Below are 26,295 nucleotides of genomic sequence, written 5' to 3'. Positions count from 1 at the left end.
CCCATTGAAACCTTTCATGAGTCGAGGGTGCACCATGTCCTGGGACCTGTCGCGTCGAAGACTTCTCCAACTCGGTGGTGCCACGTCCGCCTCGGTCGTACTGAGCGGGCCCCGGGCCCTCGCGGCCGACGGCCCGGGCGGCATCGCAGCCCACGGCAAGCCGCCCGCGCCGACCGGGACGCTGGTCGATCTGCTGCCGCAGGCACTCGCGACGAGTGCCGGGCAGCGCCCCCGGTTCAGCTGGCAGGTGCCCGACTTCGGCGCCGGAACCCTCCAGCACGCCTACCAGCTGCAACTGACCGCCACTCCGGGCGACTTCGAGGACGAGCGGCTCGTCTGGGACTCGGGCCAGCGCAGGTCCGCCGACTCCACCGCCGTACCGTACGAAGGGCCGGCCCTTGAGCCCCGTACCGCCTACTGGTGGCGGGTCGCCAGCTGGGGCGAGAAGCGATCGGCCTGGTCGGAGCCCGCCCTGCTCGCCACCTCGGTCGAGGACATGTGGGAGGCGGAGCCGATCTGGGTGCCGTCCGGGCCGGTCATGACGGACGGCACCTTCGCCGCCCGGCTGAGGATCACTGCCGTGGCCGCTGGGGTGTGGTTCCGCACCGCGAGCACCGCCAACAACTACATGTGGCAGCTGCGCGCCGGCAGTCCCGGCATGCTGCGCAAGCATGTCTGCGTGAACGTCACGTACACCGTCCTCAGCGAGGTCCGCCTGCCGTCCGCCATCGCCACCGGGGAGTGGCTCGACCTCGCCGTCACCATGACCGGCCCCACCTTCACCACCAGCGTCAACGGCACCCTGGTCGACACCACCACCGATACCCGTTACGCCTCGGGCAACATCGGCCTGCGCAACGGGCTCACCGAGTCCCAGGCGGCTGGTCGACGACTGCGTCCGCACCGGCGCCGGTACCGACCGGGCCGAGGGTCCCACCGTCTTCAAGGACAACTCCGGTGACGGCTGGTGGGTGTTCATGGACGAGGCCGCCGGACGCGGCTACCTGCCCTTCCGCACCGACAGTCTCGCCGAGCCCGACTGGTCGCTGCCGAGCGACTACCAGCTCCCCTCACGGCCCCGGCACGGAACGGTGCTACCCGTCACCGCCGAGGAGCTGGCTTGGGTGCGTGCCGCGTATCCGAAATCCTGAGCCACACATGACCCTGTGTCCGGCCGCCCGTCACGAGGCGGTCGGACACGGCCAGTTGCACGCAGCGGCGCCACGCAAGCCTTATCCCGAATTGCCGGAGAAATGCCGCGACAGCCCTGAAAGTTTCACATCCCAAGCTTCGAATGCACGTACGACTACCGCCGGTAACATTCTATCTCCCGTAGGGTTTTGAAAATCGGTCAGAGATAGCGCTTGTTTCTGCCGAATCACGTATGCGAAGGTGAGCCTCCCTTGAGACAGTCCCGGCCCTGACCAGGCAAAAGGAACCCTCAAGGTATGAACCAATCACTCAGCCTTTCCGACGGAACGTCAATTCGCATGCCGTCCTGCCATGAAAAGGAAAGGGTTCCGTGCAGGTTTCCCACCCCCCACGCCCGCCGTACCCGCCCCGACCCGGACTGCCCCCCCCCACCGCCCAGTTCGTGGCCGCCAGCACCTTTCATCGGCTGCTGGAGCGGCTCGCGAGCGGCACACCCGCGGTCGCCCTGCGCCCGCAGCTGCTCGTGACAGTGCGCGAGACCGTGCGCGCCTGGGCCGCAAACGACAGGACCTGCGCAGCCATACCAGAACTGCGCAAACCTACTGGCGGCCGTGGTCTGCACACGGCCAAACCGGGGCCACCAGTGCACCGAAAACTCGCCGAACGCGCCTTCGTGGCGTTGTCGGATTCCTCCCAATGCCTTCTGTGGCACACAGAAGTCGAGGCGGAACCCATAGACATACCCGCCGGTCTGCTCGGTATGGAAACCGTTGTCGCGAGAACGGCAGCGAGCCATGCCCGTGAACAATTCCGGAGCGGTCTGGTGCGCGCCCACATGCAATTCGCACCCTCCCCGGAGTGCCGGTTCTACAACCGCCTTATCGACGTTCCCATTCGCCGGGGCGGCACACTGCTCCCAGATGTCCAGCACCACCTGACGCAGTGCCCGCATTGCCGGTCCACCGCCGAGCAACTCGAATACTTCGAAGGCAAGTTGGGGCTTCTGCTGGCCGACGCCGTGCTCGGCTGGGGAGGCCGGCGCTACCTCGCCACACGCCCCGGCCGCAGCACCCCCGAAGCGTGGCAGCCCACAGCGGAGCGCGAGCCGGCAGCTCCGGTCACAGGCGGACGCCACCGCACCACGACCGAGCGAAGACATCGCGCGCTCACCGCCGCAGCCCTGGCCTCTCTCGCACTCCTGGCGGCCGTGCTGGCGGCCCAGAACTCGTCCGACGACAGCGACACGCCCGCGCCGAACACACCGATCTGGGGAGCTCCCGCCAACAGCTCCCCGAGCCCCGGCACCACCGGATGGACCGGCGCCGCGTCCTCCACCTCACCGGGCACCTCCGACACCCGCCCAGGGCAGGCTGCGCAACCTGGCCACCGGACAGTGCCTGGCCGTCGACGGCCAGGCCACGGCCGGCGCGGCTGTCCGGCTGACAGCGTGTTCGTCGGCCGAATCCGAGCGGTGGTCCTACGAGTTCGACGGTCTGCTGCGCAGCGGCGCCGACCCCTCCCTCTGCCTGGCCGCCGACCCTCGGCCCCGGAACGTCCGACTCTCGCTGTGTGACGCGCACACCGGCGAGGTGACGTACATCCTCACGGGCCACGGGGAGCTTCTGCTGCGCCCGCACCAGGGCCTGGCTCTGGCGGCGAACCCGGACGACAAGCCCACCGAGGTGGTCGTCGCCGACCACGACGCATCCAGCAGCCAACGCTGGGCGCTCGAAACCGCGCAAACGGAGGCTGCTCCCAAGTCCCGTACGTAGCCGCACCGTTAGCAACTGTGACGAGGCAGTCGAGGCAGTGGAGCGACGGCAGCAAGCGGATCCCTGCGGTGAATCACCCCGGCGGGGATCCGAACCGTCCATGTACGGCCGGCGACTCCTGTGAAAGTACGCCCGAACTCTCGACAGACCCCGGGTAACCGGCGGTAACTTCAGCCCCGTCCCCACCACAACCGCTTTCTCTCCACAGGAGCCACACCCTCATGCGCAGACTCCTCGCCTGTCTGACGACGGCCGCCGCCGTTGTCGGCGGGCTCACCACGACCGCCCCCTCCGCGGCGGCCGCCGACTCCGGCACCTTCAACGTCCTCACCTACAACGTGGCCGGCCTGCCCGAGGCCATATCCAGCGCGCCGACCCCGCGCGAGTCGGCCACCACGACGATCGGCCAGCGGATCGCGCCGTACGACATCGTCCAGGTGCAGGAGGACTTCAACTACCACGCCTACCTCTACGCCGCCGACACCGCGCACGCCTACCGCACCCCCACCAGCGGCGGCGCCGGCATCGGCAGCGGACTCAACACCCTGTCGAAGATCGCCTACGACGAGGACGACTTCGAGCGGGTGGGCTGGAACACCTGCACCTACGGCTCGGGCGACTGCCTGACACCCAAGGGCTTCACCTTCATGCGTGAGCGCCTCGCCGAGGGTGTCTACGTCGACTTCTACAACCTGCACACCAACGCCGGCACCAACGACGACGACCTCGCCGCACGCAGGGACAACCTCAGCCAGCTCACCGCGTTCATCGCCACCCACTCCGCGGGCAACGCGGTCGTCGTCATGGGCGACACCAACACGCGCTACACCCGCTCCGGCGACACCGTCGCCGAGTTCGCCACGGCCAACGGCCTCACCGACGCCTGGGTCCAGCTGATCCGCGGCGGCAGCGCACCCGCCAAGGGCAGCGACGCACTGGTCTGCGACCAGACGGGGACCACCGTGCCCAACACCTGCGAGGTCGTCGACAAGATCCTCTACCGGGGCAGCAAGCTCGTCTCCCTGAACACGACGTCGTACAACAACGAGCACTCCAAGTTCCTCACCGACGACGGTCTGATGCTCTCCGACCACGACCCGCTCACCGCCGGCTTCAGCTGGACCCGCAACTCCGCCTTCCAGCTCAGCGACCAGTTCGGCGGCCCGCACGGCGACTACTACAACGACATCGACAGCGTGCCCGCGGCCGCCCGCGCCACCACCATCGGCCTGCGCGCCGGCTCCCGGGTCGATCAGCTGAACGTCACCCTCTCCGACGGCACCACGCTCGCCCACGGCGGGACCGGCGGCACCGCGTCCTCCCTCACGCTCGGCAGCGGGGAGTACGTGACGACGGCGTACCTCTGCCAGGGCCAGAAGGACGACCACACGCGGATCTTCTACGCCAAGTTCACGACCAACCTCGGCCGCACGCTCGCCGGCGGCACCACGACCTCCGACTGTGTGACCCGCACCGCGCCGAGCGGCTGGCAGATCGCCGGGTTCCACGGCCGCGCCGGCGACGAGGTCGACAAGGTCGGATTCATCTACACCCAGCGCTGACCCTCCGTCCGCCCCGGGGCACGCCACTCCCGCCCCGGGACACACATGAGACACAAAGGCACGACAGAACGATTGACGGACACATGGCCAACCTCTACGTTCTGATCGATTTCCCGAACCCCGTTCGAAATCCCGGCCTTTGCGGGTGCCCCGCACGCCATCCTGGAGCCCAAGTGAGCAAAAACCCCCACCTGTCCCGCCGCGCTCTGCTCGGCATGACAGCCGCCGTCCCGCTCGCCCTGACCCTCGGCACGGGCACTGCCCACGCCGCCGACTCGGCCTACGCGATGGTCTACTTCACCGAGTCGACCAACCTCGGCGACGGCACCGACTACGGCCTGCACCTCGCCGTCAGCCCCGACGGACTGAACTGGACTCCGCTCAACCAGAACAACCCCCTGGTCACCCCCACCGCCGGCGCCCTCGGCCTGCGCGACCCCTTCCTCATGCGCAAACAGGACGGCACCTTCGTCGTCCTCGCCACCGACCTCAAGGGCACCGACTGGAGCTACAACAGCCAGTACATCCACGTCTGGGACTCAACCGACCTGCGCACCTTCACCGGCTACCGGCGCCTGAAGCTGCACGACATGACCACCCACAGCTGGGCGCCCGAGGCGTTCTGGGACGCCGGCCGCGGCCAGTACGCGGTGATCTACTCCTCGGTGAACTCCAGCGGCCACAACGTGATCATGGTCAACTACACCAGCGACTTCGTCACCGCCTCCGCCCCGCAGGTGTTCTTCGACCCCGGCTACGACGTCATCGACGGCGACATGGCGGTCGGCGTGAACGGCTACAACTACCTCTACTTCAAGAAGGACCAGACACTGGTGAGCGCCAGGTCCACCTCCCTGGACCCGGGCAGCTTCACCGAGTACAGCGCCGGTGTGGCACACGGCGGCACCGAGGCTCCGACGGTGGTCAAGTCCCTCACGTCCGGTAACTGGTGGCTGTGGGGAGACACCTACACGCCCAACGGCGTCTTCTACGCCTGGCAGTCCAGCAGCCTGGCCGCCGGCACCTGGACGGCACTGGACCAGAAGACCTACACCCAGCCGGTCAACTCCAAGCACTGCGGCATCGCGACGATCACCACGGCCGAGTACACCAACCTGCTCGCCAAGTGGGGCGCGCCCACCTGGAACCGGCTCAAGTCCTACAACTACCCGGCCCGTTACATCCGCCACTCCAACTACGCGGGCCGCATCGACGAGTACCCGATCGAGCCGTACAAGGACTCCCTGTGGACCCTGGTCCCCGGGCTCGCCGACAGTTCCGGGGTCTCCTTCCAGTCGGTCAACTACCCCACCCGCTACCTGCGGCACTACAACTACGCGCTCCAACTCGACGTCAACGACGGCACGTCGACGTTCGCGGGCGACGCGACCTTCTACCGCACGGCGGGCCTGGCCGACGCGAGCTGGTCCTCCTTCCGCTCGTACAACAACCCGACCCGCTACATCCGCCACTCCAACTACGTCCTGCGCATCGACCCCGTCTCCACGACCACGGAACGGCAGGACGCGACCTTCCGGGTCGGGTACTGACCATGGAAGGCACCCGCATGCCGAGCGACTCCGCACGTGGCTGGGCCAGACGCGTCACCGTGCGCGTCCTCGCCCTCGCTCTCACCCTGGCCGGCCTGACGGCCCTGACCGGCCACGAGTCGTCGCCGCCGCTGTCCGCCGAGCCGGCCGCCGTCAGCACCAGCCAGATCGGGGTCACCCCGCCACCGATGGGCTGGGCGTCCTGGAACAGCTTCGCCAGCAGCATCGACTCCGATGTCATCAAGGAGCAGACGGACGCTCTCGTCTCCTCCGGCATGGCGGCGGCCGGCTATCAGTACGTCAACGTCGACGACGGCTGGTGGCAGGGCGACCGCAACGCCGACGGCTCCATCGCCGTCGACACGGACCTGTGGCCGGGCGGCATGGAGGCCGTCGCCGACTACATCCACAGCAAGGGCCTGAAGGCCGGTATCTACACCGACGCCGGCAAGAACGGCTGCGGCTACTACTACCCCACCACCCGCCCGGCCGCCCCGAACACCGGCATGGAGGGCCACTACCAGCAGGACCTGGAGACCTTCCAGCGCTGGGGCTTCGACTACGTCAAGATCGACTGGTGCGGCGGCCGGGTGGAGGGCCTCGACCAGGAGACGGCCTACAAGGCGATCGCCGCCGCCAACGAGGCCGCCACCACCGTGACCGGCCGGGGACTGGTGCTGTCCTTCTGCGAGTGGGGCAGCGGGCTGCCGTGGAACTGGGCCACCGGGTACGGCGACCTGTGGCGCACCAGCACCGATGTCATCCTGTGGGGCCAGACCCCGACCACCGGCATGATGCTCACCAACTTCGACCGGGGCCTGCACCCGACCGCCCAGCACACCGGCTACTACAACGACCCCGACATGCTGATGGTCGGCATGAGCGGCCTGACCGCCGCCCAGAACCGGCTCCACATGGGCCTGTGGGCGACTTCCGGCGCACCGCTGCTGGCCGGCAACAACGTCGCCACGATGAGCACCACCACCCGCGGCATCCTCACCAACCCCGAGGTCATCGCCATCGACCAGGACCCACGCGGGCTCCAGGGCGTCAAGGTCGCCGAGGACACCAGGAACCTCCAGGTGTACGGCAAGGTCCTCGCCGGCACGGGCAAGCGCGCGGTGTTGCTGCTCAACCGCTCGTCCTCGTCGGCGTCCATGACCGTGCGCTGGGCCGACCTCGGTCTGACCGGCGCCTCCGCGTCGGTGCGCAACGTGTGGACGGGCGGCAACGCGGGTTCCCACGCCACGAGTTACTCCACCACCGTCCCGGCGGGCGACGCCGTCCTGCTCACCGTCTCCGGCACCGAGGCGTCCGGGTCGACGTACGAGGACACGACCACGGCCACCACACCCACCTTCAGTGCCGTCACGACCGGCGCGGCCGGCACCAAGCTGGTGGACATCACCTACGCCAACGGCGGCGGCACCGCCCGCGAGGCGACCGTCCAGGTCAACGGCCAGTACACGTCGGTGGTCGCGTTCCCGCCGACCGGCTCGGCCACGACCTATCGCACGGTGTCCGTACTGGCGCACCTGGGCAAGGGCACCAACACCGTGCGCTTCGCCGCGGTCTCCGGCGGCACCGCGCCCGACATCGACGCCATCCGCGTCCAGGGCATCCCCGGCACCAACGGCGTCGCTCTCGTCGGCGCCGCCTCGAACCGCTGCGCCGGCCTGGAGAAGAGCACCATCGCCGACGGCTCCCAGGCCATCCTGTGGGACTGCTCCGGCGGGCGGAACGAGACGTTCGCCCACACCTCACGCGGCGAGCTCGTCGTCTACGGCAACAAGTGCCTGGACGCCGACAACAACGGCACCACCAACGGCACCAAGGTCATCATCTGGGACTGCAACGACGGCACCAACCAGAAGTGGACCGTCCACTCCGACGGCACGATCACCAACGACCGGTCGGGACTGTGCCTCGACGCCGAGGAAGCGGCGACCGCCAACGGCACCAAGCTGATCCTGTGGACCTGCAACGGGCAGACCAACCAGCAGTGGACCGTGAACTGACCTCCTTCGCGACGGAGGTCGAACCGCCGTCGCCGCTCGGTTCACGACGGCGACGGCATCGAGGCCGGGCGAAGCGCGACCGCTCCGGCTGACGCTCGCATGACCGGACTCGGGCGGAGGTTCGTCCCACGGGATGCACGGCATCCGTCTCAGGAACTCACCGCTCGTGCACCACCCGCCCGTCGAACACGGTGAGATCCACCTCCACTCGGGTCAGGTCATGCGGGTCGAGGCCGAGCAGCGGGCGGTCGAGGACGCAGAGGTCGGCGGCCTTGCCGGGTTCGATCGTGCCTTTCCAGTCGTCGGCGAAGTCCTGCCAGGCCGGGTTGGCCGTGTAGGCGCGCAGGGCGTCGGCGAGCGGCACGCACTGGTCGGGGCCGCTCTGCCGGCCGCTGGCCTTGGATTCGCGCAGCATCATGGAGGCCACGCCCTGGCGCCAGTCGGGCTCGGTGATCGGCGCGTCGGAGCTGGAGCAGACGGTGACGCCGACCTCCATCGCCGAACGCACGGGCCACTGGTAGGCCGAGCGGGCCGGGCCCACGACCTCGTCCATGAGGTCGGCGACGGTCCACTTGATCCCGGGGTTCATGTTGACGCCGTAGCCGCTTGCGGCGAGTGCGGCCAGGCTGTCCGGGCCGATGAAGTCGCCGTGGATGACGTAGTGGCGGGCGTCGGGGCGGGGTGCGGCCTCGTCGGCGGCGATGAAGGCGTCCACGACGGTGTCGATGGCCCGGTCGCCGGTGACGTGCACGCCGAGCTGGAAACCGGCCTCGTGCGCGAGGCGGATCATCTCGCGCAACTCCTCCACCTGGAGCGCGGGGCTCTCACCGTGCACGCACAGCGCGCCGTGGCCGCCGTCCGGGTAGGGCTCGTTCATCCAGGCCGTGCGGTTCGGGGGCACCCCGTCGGCGAAGATCTTGACGCCGATGGCGTTCAGCAGCCGTGGGTCGGCGGACGTCGGGCGGCGCAGTTCGGCCAGACCCTTGCGTACGTCGTCGGCGGAGCCGCCCATCGGTGCGGGCAGCAGCAGCACGCTCACCCGGGCGTCGAGCAGGCCCTCGGCGGCCAGTTCGGCGTAGGCGGTCCAGTTCTCGGTGCTCAGGCCGCCGAACAGGGTTCCGGCGCCGCCGGGGCCGAGGCCGGGCTCGGTGTAGCTGGTGATGCCCCGGGAGTGGAGTTCGCGGATCACGCCCTGGATGGCCTGCCGGCGCTGGGCGGTGGTCGGGGACGGCAGGGCCGTCTGGACGAGCCGCTGGGCGGCCTCGCGCAGGATGCCGGTGGGCTCGCCGTCGGGGTCGAGGTCGATGACGCCTCCGGGCGGCGCGGCGGTGTCCCGGTCGATGCCGCAGGTGCGCAGGGCCGCGGTGTTGGCCCAGACCATGTGGGAGGAGAAGTCGGTGAGGCAGACAGGGTTGTCCGGGGCCACCGCGTCCAGGTCCCGGCGGTGCGGGAATTGCTGCTGGTCCGCGAGGCACTCGGCGACGTAGCCGGGATCCCAGCCGAGTCCGACGATCCACTCTCCCGGCGGGGCGGCACGCACCGCCGCGGCGACGGTCGCGGCGATGCCGGCGATCGAACCCACCGCGGGATGGCCGACGTCCAGGGCGAACGGGGGTTTGGTCATGCCGTAGGCGGCACCGTGCAGGTGCGAGTCGTTGATGCCGGGCAGGACGGTCCGCCCGCCCAGTTCGACGACCCGGGTCGCGGGCCCGGCGAGCGCGCGCATCTCGGCGTCCGTACCGACGGCGACGATGTCCCGGCCTCGGACGGCCACGCCCTGCGCGACGGTGAAGTCACGGTCGACGGTGAGGACCTGGCCTCCGGTCAGGATGAGGGTGGGAGCGGTGTCGGTCACGACAGACCTTTCTGAAGGGTACGGAGGGGGCCGAAGGGCACATGCTCAGCGTCCGGCCCGTGGTGCGAGGTACGCCAGCGCGGCACCTGCCACCAGCGCCACGCCCTGGGTCATCTGCTGCCAGAACGTCGGCACGTTCAGCAGGGTGAGACCGTTCTGCAGCCCGCCGAGGAAGAGCACGCCGAGCAGCACGCCGAGGATCGAGCCCGAACCGCCGGTGAGCGCGACCCCGCCGATCAGGACGGCGGTCAGCACCGCCAGTTCGAACCCGGCGCCGGATGTGCCGGCGACCACGCTGTCCAGCACCGACGCCTTGACGGCCCCGGCCAGTGCGGCGGCCGCACCGGTGACCACGAACAGTGCGAAGGGCATGCGGCGGATGTTGATGCCGGACAGGTGGGCCGCCTCCCGGTTGACGCCGATGGCGAACACGTGCCGGCCGGCCGGGGTGAACGCGAGGAAGAGAGCGCCCACGGCCAGCACGAGCGCCGCGATGACGACCGGCGCGGCGATCCCGGCGATCCTCGCCCCGCCCAGCCATGCGAAGCCCGGTCCGAAGCCGCTCAGCGGGAGCGGGAAGAGCTGCTGCGCGAGTCCGCGTACGGCCGTCAGCATGCCCAGGGTCACGATGAACGGCGACAGTCCGAGGTGACAGCAGAGCACGCCGTTCACGGCGCCGACCGCGGCGCCCGCGGCCAGTGCGCCCAGGACGGCGACAACGGGTGGCTGTCCCGCGCCCGCCAGCTTGCCCGCGACAAGTCCGCCGAGGGCGAGCGTGGAGCCGACCGACAGGTCGAGGTAGCCGCTGATGACGAGGAGCGCCAGCGGGACGGCGACGATGGCCAGGGTGGCGGCGTCGGTGGCGATGCCGCTGAGGTTGGCCGGGGCGAGGAAGCTGCCGGTGGAGAGCTGGAAGACCAGCACCATCGCGGCGAGCACGACGAGCAGGGGGTGGCGTCGTACGGCGGTCAGGCCTCCCGTGGCCAGGTCACGGGGGCGGGACAGGACGGTGTCGGCGGTGGTCATGCTGCTCCTTCGGCGGGCGGGACGGCGGGCCCCGGGGCACTTCCCGCGCCCCGGGCCGGACGGTCCCTCCGGTCCGGGGCGTGGACGGCTGACAACAGGGCCTGCTCGGTGAGGGCGGCTCCGGTCAGCTCTCCGACGACGCGTCCGCCGGCGACGATCAGGCACCGGTCGGCGAGGGCGACGACCTCCTCGGGGTCGCTGGAGGCGAACAGCACGGCCGTGCCGCGTTCCTCGGCCAGCCCCGTCACCACCCGGTAGATCTCGTGCCGGGCGCCGACGTCGACGCCCTGGGTCGGCTCGTCGAGCAGCAGGACCTCGACGTGCCGGGCGGAGTTGATCCAGCGGCCGAGGACCAGCTTCTGCTGATTGCCACCGGAGAACGCGCCGGCCGGCAGCCCCGGACGCGGGGGCCGCAGTCCGACAGCCGCGGCCAGGGAACCGAAGACGCGCCGTTCGTCGCGCAGCGCCCGCACGCCCGAGCGGGCGAGGGGCCGGATCGAGGGCAACAGCACATTGTCCTGAGCGGTCAGTGGCGGGAAGAGGGCCTGGGCCCGCCGGTCCGCGGGCACCAGGGCGATCCCGGCCGCGAGGGCCTGTGCGGGCCGGGCCGGGGCCACGGTGCGTTCCCCGACACGGATCGTGCCGCCGCCCGCCCTGCGCCTGCCGAAGAGGGTCTCCAGCAGGCGGGTACGCCCGGAGCCGATGAGCCCGAACAGCCCGACGCGCTCCCCCTCGCCCACGGTGAGGCTGACGGGACCGAAGCCGGGTCCGTGCAGGCCGTCGACGACCAGGCGGGCCGGGGCGGCGGGGCGCGCGGGATCGGACGCGGGTCGCGCGGGCTTGTCGTGGGGGCGGCCCGCGATGGCCGCGACGAGTTCGCCGCGCGAGAGCCCGGACACGGGCGAGTGGTGGGTGACGCGGCCGTCGCGCAGCACGGTCACCGCGTCCGCGAGCCGCTCCACCTCGGACAGAAGATGGGTGACGTAGACGATGGCCAGCCCCTCGGCGCGCAGGTCCTCGACCCGTTCGGCCAGGGCGTCGCTCTCGGGGCCGGACAGCGCCGCGGTGGGCTCGTCCAGGACCAGCACGGACGCGCTGCGGCTGAGCGCCTTGGCGATCTCCACCAGCTGGCGCTGCCCCATCGGCAGGTCGACCACGCGATCACGCGGGGAGCAGGTGGCGGCCACCCGCTTGAGCAGGGCGCCGGCCGCCTCCTCCTGGGTGCGTGTGTCGACACGGCCGTAGCGCGTCCACTCCTGGCCGAGGAAGATGTTCTCGGCGACCGTGAGCGCGTCGACCACGCTCAGCGTCTGGTAGATGATCGCCGCGCCCGCGGCGATCGACTCGCGCGGGGTCAGCCGGGTGTGTGCCGTTCCGCCGATCTCGATCGTGCCGGAGTCGGGCGGGAAGGCTCCGCCCAGACACTTGATGAGGGTGGACTTGCCGGCGCCGTTGTGGCCGAGCAGGGCGTGCACCTGGCCCGCGGGGACGGTGAGGTCCACGTCGGCCAGGGCCTTGACTCCGCCGAAGGACTTGGTCAGTCGGCGGATGCGGAGGTTGGGGGTCGTCATGACGGTCCCTATGCGTTCTGCGCGAGCAGCTTGTCGATCTCGGCCGTGTCGCCGCTCCGGACCAGCGTGATGGGCACCTCGGCACTGGGATCGGCCTTCCCGGCGGCGACCGCCCGGGGGACGTCGACGATGGCCGCCGCGATGTCCTTCGGCGCGAGCGCGGCCGAGGCCCGGTAGAAGGTGCCCTGCTTGACGGCGAGCAGGGAGGGGGCCGAACCGTCCTGTCCGCCGACGAAGGTCTTCGCGTCGTCGGCGGCGCGGCCCGCCTGCTGGAGGGCTTTGAAGGCGCCGTACGCGGCGGCGTCGGTGATGCCGAGAACGAGGTTGAGGTCGGGGTGCTTGGCGAGGACGGCCTTGGTCTTCGACAGGCCGGTGTCGGGGTCGATGGCCTGCTCCTGTGCCACGACGTCGACGCCGGGCGCGGCCTTGGTGAACGCGTCGATCATGCCCTTGGTGCGTTCGCGGCCCAGTTCGATGGTGCTGTCGGTGAGGAAGGCGATCTTGCCCTTGCCGCCGAGCCGCTCCGCGGCCCACTTCGCCGCCGCCTCGCCCAGCAGGGTTCCGCCCTCGCGGAAGCTGAACTTGATGTCGGCGCTCTGGTTGTCGAGGGAGCCTCCGTAGGTCACCCAGATCAGACCCGCGTCCAGGGCCCGTCGGGCGATCGGCTCGGCGGCCTCGAAGACCATCGGGAAGGACACGATCGCGGGGACCTTCTGCGTGACCCAGGTCCCGAGGTTGGTGGCCTGGGTGTCGGCGCCGGCGTTGTCGCTCGTGGTGAGCAGGGAGATGCCGTGCTTCCGGGCGGCTGCCGTCGACAGCTTGACCAGGGTCGAATAGAGCGGGAGTTGGGTGAAGGGATAGTCCAGGCCGATCTTCGTCAGGGCCTGGCCGGCCGCGGCGGAGGTCTTGGCCGAGGCGGAGGCCTTGTCGGGGGCCGAGCAGCCGGTGGCGGTCAGGGCCGTGGTGGCGAGGGCGCCGGCGGACAGGGTGAGGAACCGTCTGCGGGTGGCCGTCGGGCGCGGGCTGGATGCGGGAGTGGTCATGGCAGGCCCTCCGAGGGGTGTGACCGTGAGCGGCGGGCACCCGGTGGTGCCGAGTGGTGTGCCGAACAGGAAAGACCTGGCGCCGCCGCGCCACCATCCGTAGAAATACCGATCGGGTACGGCGGCTTCACCGGGCGGGGACGATTCGGTTACGGAGCCGTGAAGGCCTTGCCGCAGGGAATCTGCCGCCATATCGTTGGGGTCCAAACGACCTTGTCGAGGTCCCGGGCCCCGGAGGCTCGTATGCTCACCCACCCCCAGATCGCGGCCGCCACCCGGATCGGCATGCTCACCGGCGAACGGGACAGCGCGTCCGCCGGCGCCGAGGCACTGCGCCAGCTCGCCCGCGCCCTCCCCCTCGACGCGGCGACCCTGCTGGCCCTCGATCCGCTCACCGGCACCCACGTCCAGGTCGCGGGCATCGGTTACACCGCCGAGGACTCGCAGGCCCTGGCCGCCGAGTTCGTCGAGACCCCGTGGTACGAGAACGTCGTACGGCAGGCACTGCCACCGTCGATCTCCGAGGACACCGGCACCCGCTTCCGGGACGGTTGGTTCTACGCCGAGCGGGTACGGCCCGCGGGCTTCCGCGACGGAGTGACCGGGGCGCTGCGCCAGTACGGGCGGCTCGTGGGCCTGGTGCATCTGTCCGCCTCGGACGCGAACGCGTACGACACCGACGCCCGGCAACTGCTCGCCTCCGTCCTACCGGCTCTGGCGGCCTTGGCCGACCCGGTGCCGCGGGCCGACGGTCCGGAGGACCTCGCGCGGGAGAGCGCGGCGAGCCTGGTGGCGGACGGCACCGTGATCGACGTACCGGGACGAGAGAGGGTACGGGCCTTGCAGGACCCGCTGTTCCTCGAACTGCTGCGGGCCTTCACCGAGACGGGCGGACGGCGGCTGCGCCTGCTGTGGCCGGCCGAGGGGACCTGGCATCGGGTCGTCCTGCACCGGCACCGGTCGGGGCCGGTCGCACGGGCCGTGCTGGTGGTCGAGACGCCCATCGACCTCCCGCACGGACTGAGCCCGAGGGAGCTGGACGTCCTCACCCGGGCGGCCACGGGACAGACCAACCAGGCCATCGCCCAGGCGCTGTACCTGTCGCCGCGGACCGTGCACACCCACATGGAGCACCTGCTGCGCAAGACCGGTGCCGTCTGCCGGGCGGAAGCCACGGCCCTCGCGGTCCGCGACGGGCTGCTGCGCCCGGCCCCGGAGCAGGTGATCCGCTTCGTGGAACGGTGAGCCGTCCGGGGCCGGGTGTCGCCCTCGCGGGCTCAGGAGGTCAGTGCCTCCACACGGCGCATGACCTCACGGCAGAACGCTCCGACGCCGTCCGGGTCGTCGATGAACTGGTTCGGCTTGATGCAGAAGGTCGTGAAGCCGCTCTCCAGTTGCTCGGGAATCGAGGCGAGGGCCGCTGCGAGGTCGGCCGGTGAGCGGTCGTCGGGAAACACGGCCTGGGTGCCGCCGATCATCTCCAGGTCGGCGATGTCACGGCCGGCCCCGGCCAGCGCGTCCTTGAGGACCTGGAGGTCCTCGGGCGTGGGTCGGCCGAGCGGGTGGAAGCCGTGCCCGTACTCCACGAGCCGCCGCAGCACCGGGCCGTGCAGGCGCTGTCCGCCGAACCACAGCCGGGGGCCGTCGGGCCGGTACGCCTTGGGCTCGAAGTAGACGTCCTGGAAGGGGTAGTCCGGGCCGTCGTGGGACATGGGCGAGGGGCCCCACGCCTTCGCCCAGACCTCCAGATGCTCGTCGAGCAGCCGCCCCCGCCGGCCGAACGGCACGCCGAGGGCCTCGTACTCGTCCCGGCTCCAGCTCACCGTGGGCTGCACCACCAGCCTGCCCTCACTGAGCAGGTCGAGGGTGCCGAGCTCCCGGGCGAGCACCAGCGGGTGCCGCAGCGGGGCCAGGACGGCCGCGGCGGCCAGTCGGATGCGCTCGGTGACCGAGGCGATCGCGGCCAACAGGAGCAGGGAGTTCGGCCAGGGGGTGTACGGGTCCTGGTTTCCCGGCAGGGCGTACTCCCGGGGGTTGCCCATGATCCCGTCGGCTCCCGCGTCGGGCCCGAGAACGATGTGCTCGCTGACCATGACGGCGTCGAAACCGGCGTCCTCCGCCTCGCGGGCCCACCGCACCGCGGTGGGCAGGTCGGCCCGGCCTCCGGTCAGGGTCCAGTTCTCGCTGAGGACGAACAGCATGCGGGGGGGCTTGCGGGGAGTGAGTGTCATGTCCGGTTGCTCTTTCTCTTCGTACAATTTGATCCCGAACGAAATGAAGGAGCCGCCCGTGCCCGGCCAGCGATCCATCACCGAAGCCGAGAAGCTCGCGGACGCGAAGCTCGGAGGATTCCCGATCCGCCGGGAGCAGATGGCCGCCGTGGCGAACATCTACCGGGCGGCCTCCGCGGTCCGGCAGCATCTGGAGAACTCGGTGCTGCGCGGCTCGGACCTGACCTGGACGGCGTTCGTCGTGCTGTGGGTGGTCTGGGTGTGGGGTGAGTCGGAGACCCGTCATGTGGCGGAGGAGGCGGGGATCTCCAAGGGCACGCTGACGGGTGTGGCCCGCACGCTGGAGTCCCGTGGGCTGCTGCGGCGGGCGGGCCATCCGACCGACGGGCGGCTGGTGCTGCTGAGCCTCACCGACGAGGGCGAGGAACTCATGCGCCGGGTGTTCCCGGCGTTCAACGAGGAGGAGGCCTTCGTCACTTCGCGGCTCAGCGACGCCGAGTGCCGCAGCCTGGCCGAAGGACTGCGCCAGGTCGTGATGCAGGTGGAGGAGAACGGCGAGGAACGGCGCCAGGCGCTGCTGGACGGCGCCGAGCCCGCGCCGCGGCGCAGCGGGCGTCGGCCCCGGACCTGACACCGGCCGGCCTCAGGCGGTCTCGCCGGCGGCTGCCCGCACCAGCGCGTCGAACAGCGACTGCTGGACCGGATCCGCGTCGGCCGTGTCCTCCGGATGCCACTGGACGGCCGTGAACCAGCCGCGGGAACCGGGCAGTTCGACGCCTTCCACCGTGCCGTCCGCCGCCGTGGCGGTGACGGTCAGGCCCGTGCCCAGGCGGTCGACGCGCTGGTGGTGGTAGCAGGAGGCGTCCGCCTTCTCGGCCCCGAGGGCCAGGTGCAGTGTGCTGCCGCGCTCGACGCTCACGGGGTGGACGCGGTGCCGGTGGTCCGACTCCGGTCCTCCCATGTCCTGTTCCAGGGTGCCGCCGAGGGCCACGTTGACGGCCTGGAGGCCGCGGCAGATGGCCAGCAGGGGCAGGCCCAGCTCCAGGGCGGCACGGGCGGCGTCGAGATCGAAGGTGTCCTGCAGGTCGTCGACGTCGTAGACGGTGTCGTGGACGTCGGTGACGCCGTAGCGGTGCGGGGCGAGGTCGCCACCGCCGGGCAGGAGCAGACCGTCGAAGCGGGTGAGGCGGGCGGCCGTGTCCGTGTCGGCGGGATGGATGCTCACCGGTTCGCCGCCGGCCCGCCACACGGCCTCGATCAGCATGCGCGCGTTGACCTCGGCGGCGAAGCGCAGGGCGGAGGTCGTCGCGGAGAAGCGGGCCGGGACGGCGATGAGTGGGCGGGTCACAGCTGGATCCAGGTGGTCTTGAGCTCGGTGTACTTCTCCAGGGCGTGCGCGGACTTGTCACGGCCGTTGCCGGACTGCTTCATGCCGCCGAAGGGGACGGTCAGGTCGCCCTCCTCATAGCAGTTGATCCAGACAGTGCCGGCTTTCAGGGCTCGGGAGACCTTGTGGGCGGTGGACAGGTCGGAGGTCCACAGGCCGGCCGCGAGGCCGTACTCGGTGGCGTTCGCCAGCCGCACCGCCTCCTCCAGGTCGTCGAAGGCCAGGACGGACAGCACCGGGCCGAAGATCTCCTCGCGGGCCAGCCGCATGCCGGGATCGACGCGGTCGAAGACGGTCGGCCGCAGATAGCTGCCTCCGGTGTCCGTCAGGGTGCGTTCGCCGCCGGTGCGCAGACGGGCGCCCGCCGCGCGGCCCTCGGCGATGTGGTCGCACACGCGGTCCAGGTGTGCCTGCCGGACCAGCGCGCCCATCTCCGTCACCGGGTCCAGGGGGTCGCCCACCCGGAGTTCCTCGGCGCGGCGCACGACGGCTTCCGTGACGCGCTCGGCGATGGAGGAGTGGACCAGGAGCCGGGAGGGGGCGGTGCACATCTCGCCCTGGTTGAAGAAGATGCCCCATGCCGCGGTGGCCGCGGCCCGGTCCAGGTCGGGGGCGTCGGGGAGGATGATGTTGGGTGACTTTCCGCCCAGTTCCAGCCAGACCCGCTTGAGGTTGGAGTCGGCGGCATAGTGCAGGAAGTGACGGCCGACGGCGGTGGAGCCGGTGAACGCCAGCACGTCGACGTCGGGATGCAGGCCGAGCGCACGGCCGGCGACGGGGCCGTCGCCGGTGACGACGTTCAGGACGCCCGGCGGGAGACCGGCCTCGGTGCCGATACGGCCCAGGAGGAGGGCCGACAGGGGCGAGTACTCCGACGGCTTGAGGACGACGGCGCAGCCGGCCGCCAGGGCGGGGGCCACCTTCCAGCTCGCGAGCGTCAGAGGGAAGTTCCACGGGACGACCGCGCCGACCACGCCCGCCGGTTCACGTGTGATCAGGGCGAGGGCGTCGGTGACGGTGTGGGGGGACTCGTCGGTGAGTTTGTCCGCGAGCTGGCCGTAGAAGCGGAAGGTGTTGACCGCGGCGCGCACTTCGACGGCGTACGCGTCGGCGATGGGTTTGCCCATCTCCAAGGTGATGACGAGGGCGAGTTTCTCCCTTTCCTCTTCCAGGAGTTCGGCCATCCGCAGCAGGATGCGGCCGCGGTCGGCCGGGGCGAGGCCGGGCCAGGGGCCGGAGTCGAAGGCACGGCGGGCGGCCGCGACCGCGAGGTCGACCTCGTCCCCGGTCGCGTCAGAGACGTGAATGAGGGTCTGGCCGTCCCGGGGAGAGACGACGGGGAAGGTGGCGCCGCCGCCGGGCTCGTCGGTGCCGTCGATGTGGTGGTGGGCGGGCAGGCCGAGCGCCCTGGCGCGGCGCAGGAGTTCGTCGTGGGTGGCGTCCAGCATGGGTTTCCTCGTTCCGGGGCCCGGCTCCGGGTGGAAGCCGGGCCGGGTGCGGGCGGGTCAGCGGGTGCGGGCCAGGCGGGCGGTTCCGGCGCCCAGCAGCAGCACGGCCGGGACGGCCAGGACGAGCCAGGTGGCCGTGGCGGTGTCGCCGCCGATGAGGGTCGTGAAGTTGGCGAGGACGACCCAGATCACGCCCGCAATGCCGAGGGCACCGAGGGCGGGGGCGATCAGGGTGTGCCACAGCCGGGTGTCGAGCCGCTCGCGGCGGAAGAAGGCGATCACGGAGACCGAGGTCAGGAAGTACAGCAGCATGCAGGCCAGGACGCCGACGCCGCTGAACCAGGAGAACAGGGTCAGGACGGGGTCCTTGCCCGCCAGGGCGAACGGCGTGACCAGCAGGACCGCGATCGCGCTCTGCACGAGGCCGGCCGTCCGGGGCGACCGGCGTCGGTTGAGGGTGCGCAGGCGGCCCGGGAGCAGGCCCTCGCGGCTGAGGGAGAACAGGTAGCGGTTGGCCGAGTTGTGGAAGGCGAGGATGCCTGCGAAGAGGGAGGTGGCCAGCAGGATCGGCAGGATGTCGTTGACCCAGCCCCCGAACTGATCGGCGATCGGCGCGAAGACGAACAGCGTGGAGTCGCCGCTCTCCAGCGCCTGGCCCGCGGCCGCGGTGGCCTTCGAGGGCCCGTACGCGGAGATCAGCATCCAGGAGACGAAGGCGAAGAAGCCGGTGACCACGGCCACTGACAGGTAGGTCGCCCGGGGCACGGTCTTGTGGGGCTCGCGGGCCTCCTCGCCGTAGATGGCGGTGGCCTCGAAGCCGAACATCGACGCGACGGCGAACATCAGGGCCACGCCTGGCGCGCCGTCCAGCACGGCGCCCGGCGAGAAGGTCTCGGTGACGGCGAGGCCCTCGGGCCCACCGCCCTTCACCAGGGTGACCAGGGCGAAGACAAGCAGGATGCTGAACTCGGCCAGCACGAACACGGCGAGCACCTTGGCGCCGATCTCGATGCCGGCGGCACCCAGTACCTGGACGACGACCATGGTGGCCAGCGCCCAGATCCACCAGACGATGTGGACACCGGAGTAATGCTCGACCAGACCGCTGACGGTGGCCCCGTACAGCCCGTACATCGCGGCCTGGACCGTGCAGTAGGCGAACAGGGCCACGGCCGCGCTGGCGCTGCCGGTGGTCCGGCCGAGGCCCTTGCCGATGTACGTGTAGAAGGCGCCCGCGTTCACCACGTGCCGTCCCATGGCGACGAAGCCCACCGAGAACAGCAGGATCACCGCGCCGGCGACGGCGTAGGCGGCCGGGACTCCGGGGCCGTTGCCCACCGCGACGGCGATGGGGACGGCGCCCGCGATGCCGGTCAGCGGTGCCTGGGCGGACAGGACGAAGAAGAGGATGCCGAGGACACCCAGGGCGTTGCGTTTGAGAGTCGCAGTGGGGCGGGTGCCCTCTGCTGTCTGCGAAGAGGTGTCGACTGTCTGACTGTCCACTCGGATCACCTGCTGAGGGAAAGGGGAGAGATTTCGTTTTGAGCCAAACGAGTTGCCTCATCGTGGGCCGGAACTATCCATCTGGCAAGGGGCTGGGCTGAAGAATTCACGCCGGGGAAACCGACGCACGTACGGCACCGCGGGCAGCGAAAACCCCCGCCGCGGGCGCGACGGGGGCCGGGTCGGGCAGGCTCAGTCGCGGTTCCCCGGCTGCGTCCCGCCCAGCGTGCGCAGCACGGAGCGCAGTTCGGCGAGGGCCGCCTCGGTGTCCGCGCGGTCTCCTACACCGGTCAGCTGGTGCAGTACGAGGCCGTCCAGCGCGGCGAACACCAGCCGGTTGAGGGCCGGGGAGGCTCCCTCGGGGAGGATGCGGTCCAGTTCGCGCCGGGAGGCGCCGAAGTACTCGTCGTACAGTTCACGCACCTGCGGCAGCAGCTCCGGGCTGCGGCGGGCCTCCAGCAGCAGCTCGTACTGGTACGCCTGGAGATCGGCGTCGTCCTCCACCATGGCGGTCAGCCCGCCGACGAAGTCCTCGGGCCGGCCGGTGCCGGGCTCCAGCAGGCTGCTGCTCAGGCTGGTGCGCACGGCGTAGGCGAGGGACTCCTCGATCAGCGCGTCGCGGGAGCCGAAGTGGTGGACGACGAGACCGTGGGTGACACCGGCCTCCTCGGCGACCGCGCGGTAGGTCAGGTGGCGCAGCCCGCGCCGCCCCACGACCCGGACCGCGGCCTTGAGCAGGGCCTCGCGCCCCTCCCCGTACCCCAGCCGCTTGCGTGCGTGGGCTCCGGGTTCCTGCGAGGTCGCGGCGGGCTCGGTCATGGTCGCGACCCTACCCGCCGGGTACCGCCGCGGGTCTCGGCGCCTACCGTCGGGGAGCACGGATGCCGCGGAACTCCCAGTCGCCGCCGAGCGCGGTGGACAGCACCTCCTCGGACTCGGTGGGCTGGGCGCCGACATCGGTGCGGATCGGGGTGGGGCCGGTGACGATGTGGTTGGTCAGGCGGCCCAGTCCCTCGACCTCGACCTCGACGACGTCGCCGGGCCGGACGGGACGGGAGTTGGCGGGGGTGCCCGACAGCAGCACGTCGCCGGGGTGGAGGGTGATGGTGCGGGCGATGTCGGCGACGAGGTAGTGCATGTCCCACTTCATCTCGTCGGTCGAACCGTCCTGCACCACCTGGCCGTTGACGTAGGTGCGCAGGTACTTGCCGCGGAAGTCCCAGTCGGTGACGAGTCCCGGACCCAGCGGGCAGAGCGTGTCCGAGCCCTTGACGCGGAGCATGGAGCCGGCGTCGGTGTCACGGAAGTCGTGCAGGCCGTAGTCGTTGGCGACGGTGTAGCCGGCGATGTACTCCCCCGCCTGTGCCGGGGAGATGTTCCTCGCGGTCCTGCCGATGACGATGGCGACCTCGCCCTCGTAGTTGAGCCATTTGCAGCCCTCGGGACGGACAACGGCGCCCTGGTGGGAGTTGAGGGACGAGGTCGGCTTGTGGAAGTACGTGGGTGTGTCGGGCAGGTCGATCCGGAACTCGTCGACCCGGCTCTGGTGGTTCAGGTGGACGGCGATCACCTTGGACGGGACGACCGGAGGCAGGTGGTGCGCCTCGTCGGTCTTGACGCGGCGGCCGTCTCCGGCGAGGAGTTCGTCCCCGTCGACGGTGACCTGGACGGCTGCGCCGTCGAGGAGGATGCGGCGGTATTCGGGCATGGCGGGGCTCCAGAGGTATGGCTAGACGCTGCTGTGCGGGGTGCGCGGGGCGGGCAGGCCGGTGCCGGTCCAGCCGTCGGCCGGACGGTCGAACCACAGGTGGACCTGGCCGGTGCCGATCGAGTTCTCGTACTCCCCGTACTGGCGGGCCCTGGCCACGCAGGCCTGCTCGCCGAGGGCGCCGGCCATCATCAGGTAGTGGAAGAACCTCGCCTCGGGCTTGTGCTTCCAGAACTCGTCCATGGTGTCGAGGACCTTGTCGTGACGGCCCTCCTTGAACCAGGCGATCCGCTCGTGATCGGCCTCGCGGGCCTCGGGGGTGAAGATGTGCACCGGGTCGCTGGCCTCGTGGTCGCGCAGCTCGCGCAGGGGCCAGAAGGTGTGGGAGAGGGCGCCGGAGGCGATCAGCAGGACGCGGCGGCCCGGGGTGGCGGCGATGCCGTCGGCGAGCGCCCGGCCGAGCCGGAGGTGGTCCTCCATGTCGCCGGTCTGGCAGACCCCGATGGTCACCCACCGCTTGTCCGCCAGCCCCTCCCCCAGGAACTTCCAGAGGTTGATGGTGGCGTAGTAGATCGGCAGGTGGTCGTCGTCGATCGCGGTGATCCAGGTGCCGTGCCGGTCGGCGAACCTCTCGATGTTCCGGGCGAGTTCGGGGTCGCCGGGGAAGTCGTACGGCATCCGGCACATCCCGCGCGGCAGTTCCTCGGAGGTGAACAGTCCCGCCCGGCGCTGCTGGGCGGTGACGACGAACTCGACCGTCGTCGCCCAGTGCGAGTCGAGGACGACGACGGTGTCGTAGTCGTCGCGCTCGAAGACGTCCCTGCGCAGCTGTTCCAGGCCGGTGACGAGGGTGATCTCCTTGCCCTCGTTCAGCTCCAGGCGCTCCTGCCGCGGGAGGACGATGGTGGGGACGTGGGCGAGGAGGCCCGCCCCGACGATCTCACCCATGGTTGCTCCATCCGCTCGGCGCGGTCACGGTGTTCTTGACGTCGCAGTAGAAGTCGAAGCTCCAGGTGCCGCCCTCGCGGCCGACGCCGGAGTGGCGGGAGCCGCCGAAGGGTGCCCGGAGGTCGCGTACGAAGAAGCAGTTGACCCAGACCGTGCCGGCGACCAGCTGTGCGGTGACGCGTTCGGCGCGCCCGGGGTCCCCGGTGGCGAGGGTGGCGGCCAGGCCGAAGCGGGTGTCGTTGGCGAGGCGGACGGCTTCCTCCTCGGTGGTGAAGGTCTGGAGGGTCAGGACCGGACCGAAGACCTCCTCCTGGACGATCTCGCTGTCCTGGGCGACGTCGGTGAGCAGCGTCGGCGCGTAGTACAGGCCGTCCTTGCGATGCCCGCCGATGACAGCCCGCGCCCCGCCCGCGATGGCACGCTGCACGAAGCCGTCGATCTTCTCCAGTTGCCGGGTGTGGATGGTGGGCCCGATGTCGGTGGCCTCGTCGCGTGGGTCGCCCTGCTTCAGCGCCGTGGCCTTCGCCACGAACCGCTGGGTGAACTCCTTCGCCACCGGCTCCTCGACCAGCAGGCGCGTCGCGGCCAGGCACACCTGCCCGGCGTTGTCGTACTGCTCCACGGCGAGGTCGACGGCGAGGTCGAGGTCGGCGTCGGCGAACACCAACAGCGGTGACTTGCCGCCGAGTTCGAGGCTCAGGGGCGTGAGATTCGCGGCCGCCGAGGCGGCGATCCGCTGTGCCGTCGGCACCGAGCCGGTGAAGCTGATGCGCCGCACGTCCGGATGCGAGGTGAGGGGGTCGCCGACCTCGGAGCCGTAGCCCTGCACGACGTTCAGCACCCCGGCCGGCAGCCCGGCCTCGGCCGCGATGTCCGCGAGCAGGGACGCGGTCAGCGGGGACCACTCGGCAGGCTTGAGGACGACGGTGTCGCCGGCGGCGAGGGCGGGGGCGACCTTCCAGGTGGCCAGCATCAGGGGCGCGTTCCACGGCGTGATGAGCACGCAGGGCCCGGCCGGGTCCCACGAGACGTGATTGCCGTGCCCGCGCGTCTCGAAGTCCTCGTGCTCCAGCTTCAGCAACCAGTCGGCGAAGAAGCGGAAGTTGTGCGCGACCCGGGGCATGACACCGCGCCGATGCGAACGCAGCAGCGCCCCGTTGTCGGTGGTCTCCACAATGGCGAACTCTTCGATCCGCTTCTCGACCCCGTCGGCGATGGCGTGCAGGAGGCGGGCGCGTTCGGCTCGGGAGGTGGCGGCCCAGGCGGGGAAGGCGGCCTTGGCGGCGGCGACGGCGGCGGCGGCCTCCGTGACGGTGCCCCGGGCGATCTCACCGATCGCGCGGCCGTCGATCGGTGAGACGTCGGTGAACGTCTCGGTGGAGGCGACGCGTTCGCCGCCGATCCAGTGCCGGGTGTCGATGGCGACCCCGGCCACCGTGAGGGTGTGCTCGGTCATGTCCGGTCTCCAAGTCCTGTGCGATGTGAGGGGGTTACTCGGCTCCGGACGTACCGGACTCCAGCAGCCGGCCGCCGTCCCACACCACGCCGACCTGGCGGTAGTACGCGGCGATGGGTTCCCGGATCTCCAGCCGGGCCAGCTCCTCGGTGGGCGCCTCGAACAGCTCCAACTCCGCTTCGCCCACCCACGGTCGGCCGCCCTCGAAGGACGCGGCCCCGGACTCGATCAGCTCGTCCAGCGCGAGCCCCTTGCCGTTCTCGATCGACGGCAGCCACCGGTGGTGCGCCATGGGGTGCGCGTTGACGAACCCGTTCGTCTCCGACGGCTCCCGCAGCGTGACCACCGCCTGGGCGAGACGCCGGTCCGCGGCGGCGAGCGTCGCGCCGAATCGCGCCCCCGCCTCGATGCGCGGCGCGGGGCCGTAGGGATGGGGCCGCGTCTGGTGGATGGATCCGAGCTTCTTCGGATAGCCCTGGTGCAGACCGCGCGCGATGGCGAAGTCCTTGTCGACCCAGATGTACACGCACCGCGTGTAGGTCTGCCCCCGGTACTTGCAGCGGACGACCGCGAACGCCTCCTTGTACTGGGAGAGCACAGGGTCGAGCAGCTCGTCACCGGCCCCGGCGCACGACTGCCAGTCGGCCCAGATCAGGGCGACCGCACCCGGATCCTCGTCGGCCGGCTCCAGTGGCTCGGGCAGCAGTTCACGCACCCGTGCCGGGTCGGTCCGGTACTCGACGGTGAGCAGGTCACCGGAGTAGCGCCACGGCGGCGAGGGAATCAGAGACGAGGCACCGCTCGCCGTCTTGGGGAAGAGGTAACCACGGACTGAGGACATGACGGAGGTTCCTTACGCGGTGAGGGCGGGCTGCTTCAGCAGCTGGGCGCGGTAGCGGGCGGCGCCCATCGCGGCGGCCTGGCCGCCGAGCGCGACGACACCGACCAGTAGGCCGCCGGTGTGGTAGCCGACCAGGACGTCTCCCGACGGGTCGCCGTCGAGCACTCGGACGTCGTCGAGGCCGAGCGCCGGCGCTCCGAAGGACTGCAACCGGAAGTCGTGCTGGTCGCTCCAGAAGGTGGGCAGGGGCGCGAAGGGCGCCGGGTCGGTCTCGGCACCGGCGAGATGGGCGGCGAGGGTCTTCGCCGCGTGCTTGGCGGTATCGGTCGGGATCGACCAGTGTTCGACCCGGCGGGGCACGGCGTCGTAGCGGGCGTTGGGGAAGCGGGCGACATCGCCGACGGCGACCACCTCCGGCCTACCGCCGACCCGCAACCGCCCGCAGGTGAGCACTCCGTCGGACAGGTCGAGGTCGTTGCCCGCCAGCCACTCGACGTTGGCGACCGAGCCGACCGACTCGACCACCACATCGGCGGGCAGCACGCCGCCGTCACCCAGGACGACCCCGGTGACCCGGTCCTCGCCCTCGAATCCGGCGACCGAGGTGCCGAGCCGGAAGCGCACCCCGCGCTCCTCGTGCCGTCGCAGCAACGCCCGGCCGAGCAGTTCGCCGAGCGGTCCGGCCATGGGCAGGGGCAGCGGATCGACGACGGTCACCTCACGCACGCCCAGCCCTACGGCCGTGGCGGCGACTTCGCAGCCGATGAACCCGGCACCCACCACGACCACGCGCGCGTCGGGACGGGTGAGCTCGTCCCGCAGTCCCTGGGCGTCGGCGAGGGAGCGGACCGTGTGACGGCCGGTGAGCGGGCCGGGGCAGCGCAGACGCCGGGGGCGCATGCCGGTGGCGACGACGAGACCGTCGTACGACAGCGTCGAGCCGTCGTCGAGTGTGACGGTCCGCTCGGCGAGCCGGGCGGAGACGACCTTCGTGCCGAGCCGCCATTCCACGTCGGCGGCGGCCGCCCTCGGGGTGAAGGCGAGCGACTCGAAGGGAGCCTTGCCGGCCAGGACCTCCTTGGACAGGGGAGGCCTGTTGTAGGGCATGTGGGGCTCGTCGCCGACGACGGTGACGGCCCCGGTCCAACCCGCCGCACGCAGTTGCTCGGCGGCCCGCAGCCCGCCCATCGAGCCGCCCGCGACGACGATCGTTGCGGTCATGGG

The 26,295-nt window shown here is 70.9% G+C and carries 22 protein-coding genes; 8 read left to right on the top strand and 14 right to left on the bottom strand.

Going from position 1 to position 26,295, the window contains the following annotated elements; genetic code table 11:
* Positions 1-34 precede the first annotated feature (34 nt).
* The 6 genes from PBV52_RS44180 (at position 35) to PBV52_RS44155 (ending at position 8,054) form a co-directional block, all read left to right on the top strand.
* Positions 35-961 (top strand): hypothetical protein, encoded by a 927-nt coding sequence (locus PBV52_RS44180; RefSeq protein ID WP_274246983.1) that lies wholly within the window; start codon positions 35-37, stop codon positions 959-961.
* A 16-nt stretch (positions 962-977) separates the two neighbouring features.
* Complete coding sequence (locus PBV52_RS44175; RefSeq protein WP_274246981.1) at positions 978-1,151, top strand: hypothetical protein; 174 nt, start codon at positions 978-980, stop codon at positions 1,149-1,151.
* Positions 1,152-2,102: 951 nt separating this feature from the next.
* Entirely contained in the window at positions 2,103-2,924 is an 822-nt protein-coding gene (locus tag PBV52_RS51495; RefSeq protein ID WP_306801501.1) for an RICIN domain-containing protein, read from the top strand.
* Between the two features lie 221 nt (positions 2,925-3,145).
* On the top strand, positions 3,146-4,486 hold the full coding sequence (locus PBV52_RS44165; protein WP_274246979.1) for a jacalin-like lectin: 1,341 nt from the start codon (positions 3,146-3,148) through the stop codon (positions 4,484-4,486).
* A 215-nt stretch (positions 4,487-4,701) separates the two neighbouring features.
* On the top strand, positions 4,702-6,036 hold the full coding sequence (locus PBV52_RS44160; RefSeq protein ID WP_274249949.1) for a glycoside hydrolase family 43 protein: 1,335 nt from the start codon (positions 4,702-4,704) through the stop codon (positions 6,034-6,036).
* A gap of 17 nt (positions 6,037-6,053) precedes the next feature.
* Positions 6,054-8,054, top strand: a complete 2,001-nt coding sequence (locus PBV52_RS44155; RefSeq protein ID WP_274249947.1) for an RICIN domain-containing protein — start codon at positions 6,054-6,056, stop codon at positions 8,052-8,054.
* 157 nt (positions 8,055-8,211) lie between these two features.
* Here PBV52_RS44155 and PBV52_RS44150 read toward each other — a convergent pair whose 3' ends face one another.
* From PBV52_RS44150 to PBV52_RS44135, 4 genes are read right to left on the bottom strand one after another with little or no spacing between them, the layout of a single operon-like run.
* The gene (locus PBV52_RS44150; RefSeq protein ID WP_274246977.1) at positions 8,212-9,909 is read right to left on the bottom strand and encodes an amidohydrolase; all 1,698 of its coding nucleotides are present in this window, start codon (positions 9,907-9,909) and stop codon (positions 8,212-8,214) included.
* Positions 9,910-9,954: 45 nt separating this feature from the next.
* On the bottom strand, positions 9,955-10,935 hold the full coding sequence (locus tag PBV52_RS44145) for an ABC transporter permease (RefSeq protein WP_274246974.1): 981 nt from the start codon (positions 10,933-10,935) through the stop codon (positions 9,955-9,957).
* A complete protein-coding gene (locus PBV52_RS44140) occupies positions 10,932-12,506 on the bottom strand; it encodes a sugar ABC transporter ATP-binding protein (RefSeq protein WP_274246972.1) in 1,575 nt (524 codons plus the stop codon). The genes PBV52_RS44145 and PBV52_RS44140 overlap by 4 nt, the downstream gene beginning before the upstream one ends.
* A gap of 8 nt (positions 12,507-12,514) precedes the next feature.
* Positions 12,515-13,549: a sugar ABC transporter substrate-binding protein gene (locus PBV52_RS44135; RefSeq protein ID WP_274246970.1), complete on the bottom strand. Its 1,035-nt coding sequence runs from the start codon at positions 13,547-13,549 to the stop codon at positions 12,515-12,517.
* 243 nt (positions 13,550-13,792) lie between these two features.
* Between PBV52_RS44135 and PBV52_RS44130 the strand changes: the two genes are divergently transcribed.
* Entirely contained in the window at positions 13,793-14,794 is a 1,002-nt protein-coding gene (locus PBV52_RS44130; protein WP_274246968.1) for a LuxR C-terminal-related transcriptional regulator, read from the top strand.
* 32 nt (positions 14,795-14,826) lie between these two features.
* Here PBV52_RS44130 and PBV52_RS44125 read toward each other — a convergent pair whose 3' ends face one another.
* The gene (locus PBV52_RS44125; RefSeq protein ID WP_274246966.1) at positions 14,827-15,780 is read right to left on the bottom strand and encodes an LLM class flavin-dependent oxidoreductase; all 954 of its coding nucleotides are present in this window, start codon (positions 15,778-15,780) and stop codon (positions 14,827-14,829) included.
* Between the two features lie 58 nt (positions 15,781-15,838).
* Between PBV52_RS44125 and PBV52_RS44120 the strand changes: the two genes are divergently transcribed.
* The gene (locus PBV52_RS44120) at positions 15,839-16,411 is read left to right on the top strand and encodes a MarR family winged helix-turn-helix transcriptional regulator (RefSeq protein ID WP_274246963.1); all 573 of its coding nucleotides are present in this window, start codon (positions 15,839-15,841) and stop codon (positions 16,409-16,411) included.
* Between the two features lie 12 nt (positions 16,412-16,423).
* On the opposite strand, the gene PBV52_RS44115 is transcribed toward PBV52_RS44120, so the two are convergent.
* The 9 genes from PBV52_RS44115 to PBV52_RS44075 form a co-directional block, all read right to left on the bottom strand.
* On the bottom strand, positions 16,424-17,128 hold the full coding sequence (locus tag PBV52_RS44115) for a gamma-glutamyl-gamma-aminobutyrate hydrolase family protein (RefSeq protein ID WP_274246962.1): 705 nt from the start codon (positions 17,126-17,128) through the stop codon (positions 16,424-16,426).
* The gene (locus tag PBV52_RS44110; protein ID WP_274246961.1) at positions 17,125-18,615 is read right to left on the bottom strand and encodes an aldehyde dehydrogenase; all 1,491 of its coding nucleotides are present in this window, start codon (positions 18,613-18,615) and stop codon (positions 17,125-17,127) included. The genes PBV52_RS44115 and PBV52_RS44110 overlap by 4 nt, the downstream gene beginning before the upstream one ends.
* A gap of 57 nt (positions 18,616-18,672) precedes the next feature.
* Positions 18,673-20,118: an APC family permease gene (locus PBV52_RS44105; RefSeq protein WP_274246959.1), complete on the bottom strand. Its 1,446-nt coding sequence runs from the start codon at positions 20,116-20,118 to the stop codon at positions 18,673-18,675.
* A gap of 192 nt (positions 20,119-20,310) precedes the next feature.
* Positions 20,311-20,937 (bottom strand): TetR/AcrR family transcriptional regulator, encoded by a 627-nt coding sequence (locus PBV52_RS44100; RefSeq protein ID WP_274246956.1) that lies wholly within the window; start codon positions 20,935-20,937, stop codon positions 20,311-20,313.
* Between the two features lie 43 nt (positions 20,938-20,980).
* The gene (locus tag PBV52_RS44095; RefSeq protein WP_274246953.1) at positions 20,981-21,826 is read right to left on the bottom strand and encodes a fumarylacetoacetate hydrolase family protein; all 846 of its coding nucleotides are present in this window, start codon (positions 21,824-21,826) and stop codon (positions 20,981-20,983) included.
* A gap of 21 nt (positions 21,827-21,847) precedes the next feature.
* Positions 21,848-22,774, bottom strand: coding sequence for a 3,4-dihydroxyphenylacetate 2,3-dioxygenase (locus tag PBV52_RS44090; RefSeq protein WP_274246952.1), 927 nt, complete (start codon positions 22,772-22,774; stop codon positions 21,848-21,850).
* Complete coding sequence (locus PBV52_RS44085; RefSeq protein ID WP_274246949.1) at positions 22,767-24,230, bottom strand: aldehyde dehydrogenase; 1,464 nt, start codon at positions 24,228-24,230, stop codon at positions 22,767-22,769. The genes PBV52_RS44090 and PBV52_RS44085 overlap by 8 nt, the downstream gene beginning before the upstream one ends.
* Positions 24,231-24,264: 34 nt before the next feature.
* A complete protein-coding gene (locus PBV52_RS44080) occupies positions 24,265-25,071 on the bottom strand; it encodes an acetoacetate decarboxylase family protein (protein WP_274246948.1) in 807 nt (268 codons plus the stop codon).
* Positions 25,072-25,083: 12 nt separating this feature from the next.
* The gene (locus PBV52_RS44075) at positions 25,084-26,292 is read right to left on the bottom strand and encodes an NAD(P)/FAD-dependent oxidoreductase (RefSeq protein ID WP_274246946.1); all 1,209 of its coding nucleotides are present in this window, start codon (positions 26,290-26,292) and stop codon (positions 25,084-25,086) included.
* Positions 26,293-26,295: the final 3 nt, after the last annotated feature.

Origin of the sequence: Streptomyces sp. T12, assembly GCF_028736035.1 — a bacterium.
GTDB lineage: Bacteria > Actinomycetota > Actinomycetes > Streptomycetales > Streptomycetaceae > Streptomyces.
Note: the sequence above shows the minus strand (reverse complement) of the source record. Positions and strands in the feature narration are given on the sequence as shown.

Coding starts and splice junctions, on each gene's coding strand:
- PBV52_RS44180 (WP_274246983.1), top strand. CDS start 35: ATGTCCTGGGACCTGTCGCGTCGAAGACTTCTCCAACTCGGTGGTGCC.
- PBV52_RS44175 (WP_274246981.1), top strand. CDS start 978: ATGGACGAGGCCGCCGGACGCGGCTACCTGCCCTTCCGCACCGACAGT.
- PBV52_RS44165 (WP_274246979.1), top strand. CDS start 3,146: ATGCGCAGACTCCTCGCCTGTCTGACGACGGCCGCCGCCGTTGTCGGC.
- PBV52_RS44160 (WP_274249949.1), top strand. CDS start 4,702: ATGACAGCCGCCGTCCCGCTCGCCCTGACCCTCGGCACGGGCACTGCC.
- PBV52_RS44155 (WP_274249947.1), top strand. CDS start 6,054: ATGCCGAGCGACTCCGCACGTGGCTGGGCCAGACGCGTCACCGTGCGC.
- PBV52_RS44145 (WP_274246974.1), bottom strand. CDS start 10,935: ATGACCACCGCCGACACCGTCCTGTCCCGCCCCCGTGACCTGGCCACG.
- PBV52_RS44140 (WP_274246972.1), bottom strand. CDS start 12,506: ATGACGACCCCCAACCTCCGCATCCGCCGACTGACCAAGTCCTTCGGC.
- PBV52_RS44135 (WP_274246970.1), bottom strand. CDS start 13,549: ATGACCACTCCCGCATCCAGCCCGCGCCCGACGGCCACCCGCAGACGG.
- PBV52_RS44130 (WP_274246968.1), top strand. CDS start 13,793: ATGCTCACCCACCCCCAGATCGCGGCCGCCACCCGGATCGGCATGCTC.
- PBV52_RS44125 (WP_274246966.1), bottom strand. CDS start 15,780: ATGACACTCACTCCCCGCAAGCCCCCCCGCATGCTGTTCGTCCTCAGC.
- PBV52_RS44110 (WP_274246961.1), bottom strand. CDS start 18,615: ATGCTGGACGCCACCCACGACGAACTCCTGCGCCGCGCCAGGGCGCTC.
- PBV52_RS44100 (WP_274246956.1), bottom strand. CDS start 20,937: ATGACCGAGCCCGCCGCGACCTCGCAGGAACCCGGAGCCCACGCACGC.
- PBV52_RS44095 (WP_274246953.1), bottom strand. CDS start 21,826: ATGCCCGAATACCGCCGCATCCTCCTCGACGGCGCAGCCGTCCAGGTC.
- PBV52_RS44090 (WP_274246952.1), bottom strand. CDS start 22,774: ATGGGTGAGATCGTCGGGGCGGGCCTCCTCGCCCACGTCCCCACCATC.
- PBV52_RS44085 (WP_274246949.1), bottom strand. CDS start 24,230: ATGACCGAGCACACCCTCACGGTGGCCGGGGTCGCCATCGACACCCGG.
- PBV52_RS44080 (WP_274246948.1), bottom strand. CDS start 25,071: ATGTCCTCAGTCCGTGGTTACCTCTTCCCCAAGACGGCGAGCGGTGCC.
- PBV52_RS44075 (WP_274246946.1), bottom strand. CDS start 26,292: ATGACCGCAACGATCGTCGTCGCGGGCGGCTCGATGGGCGGGCTGCGG.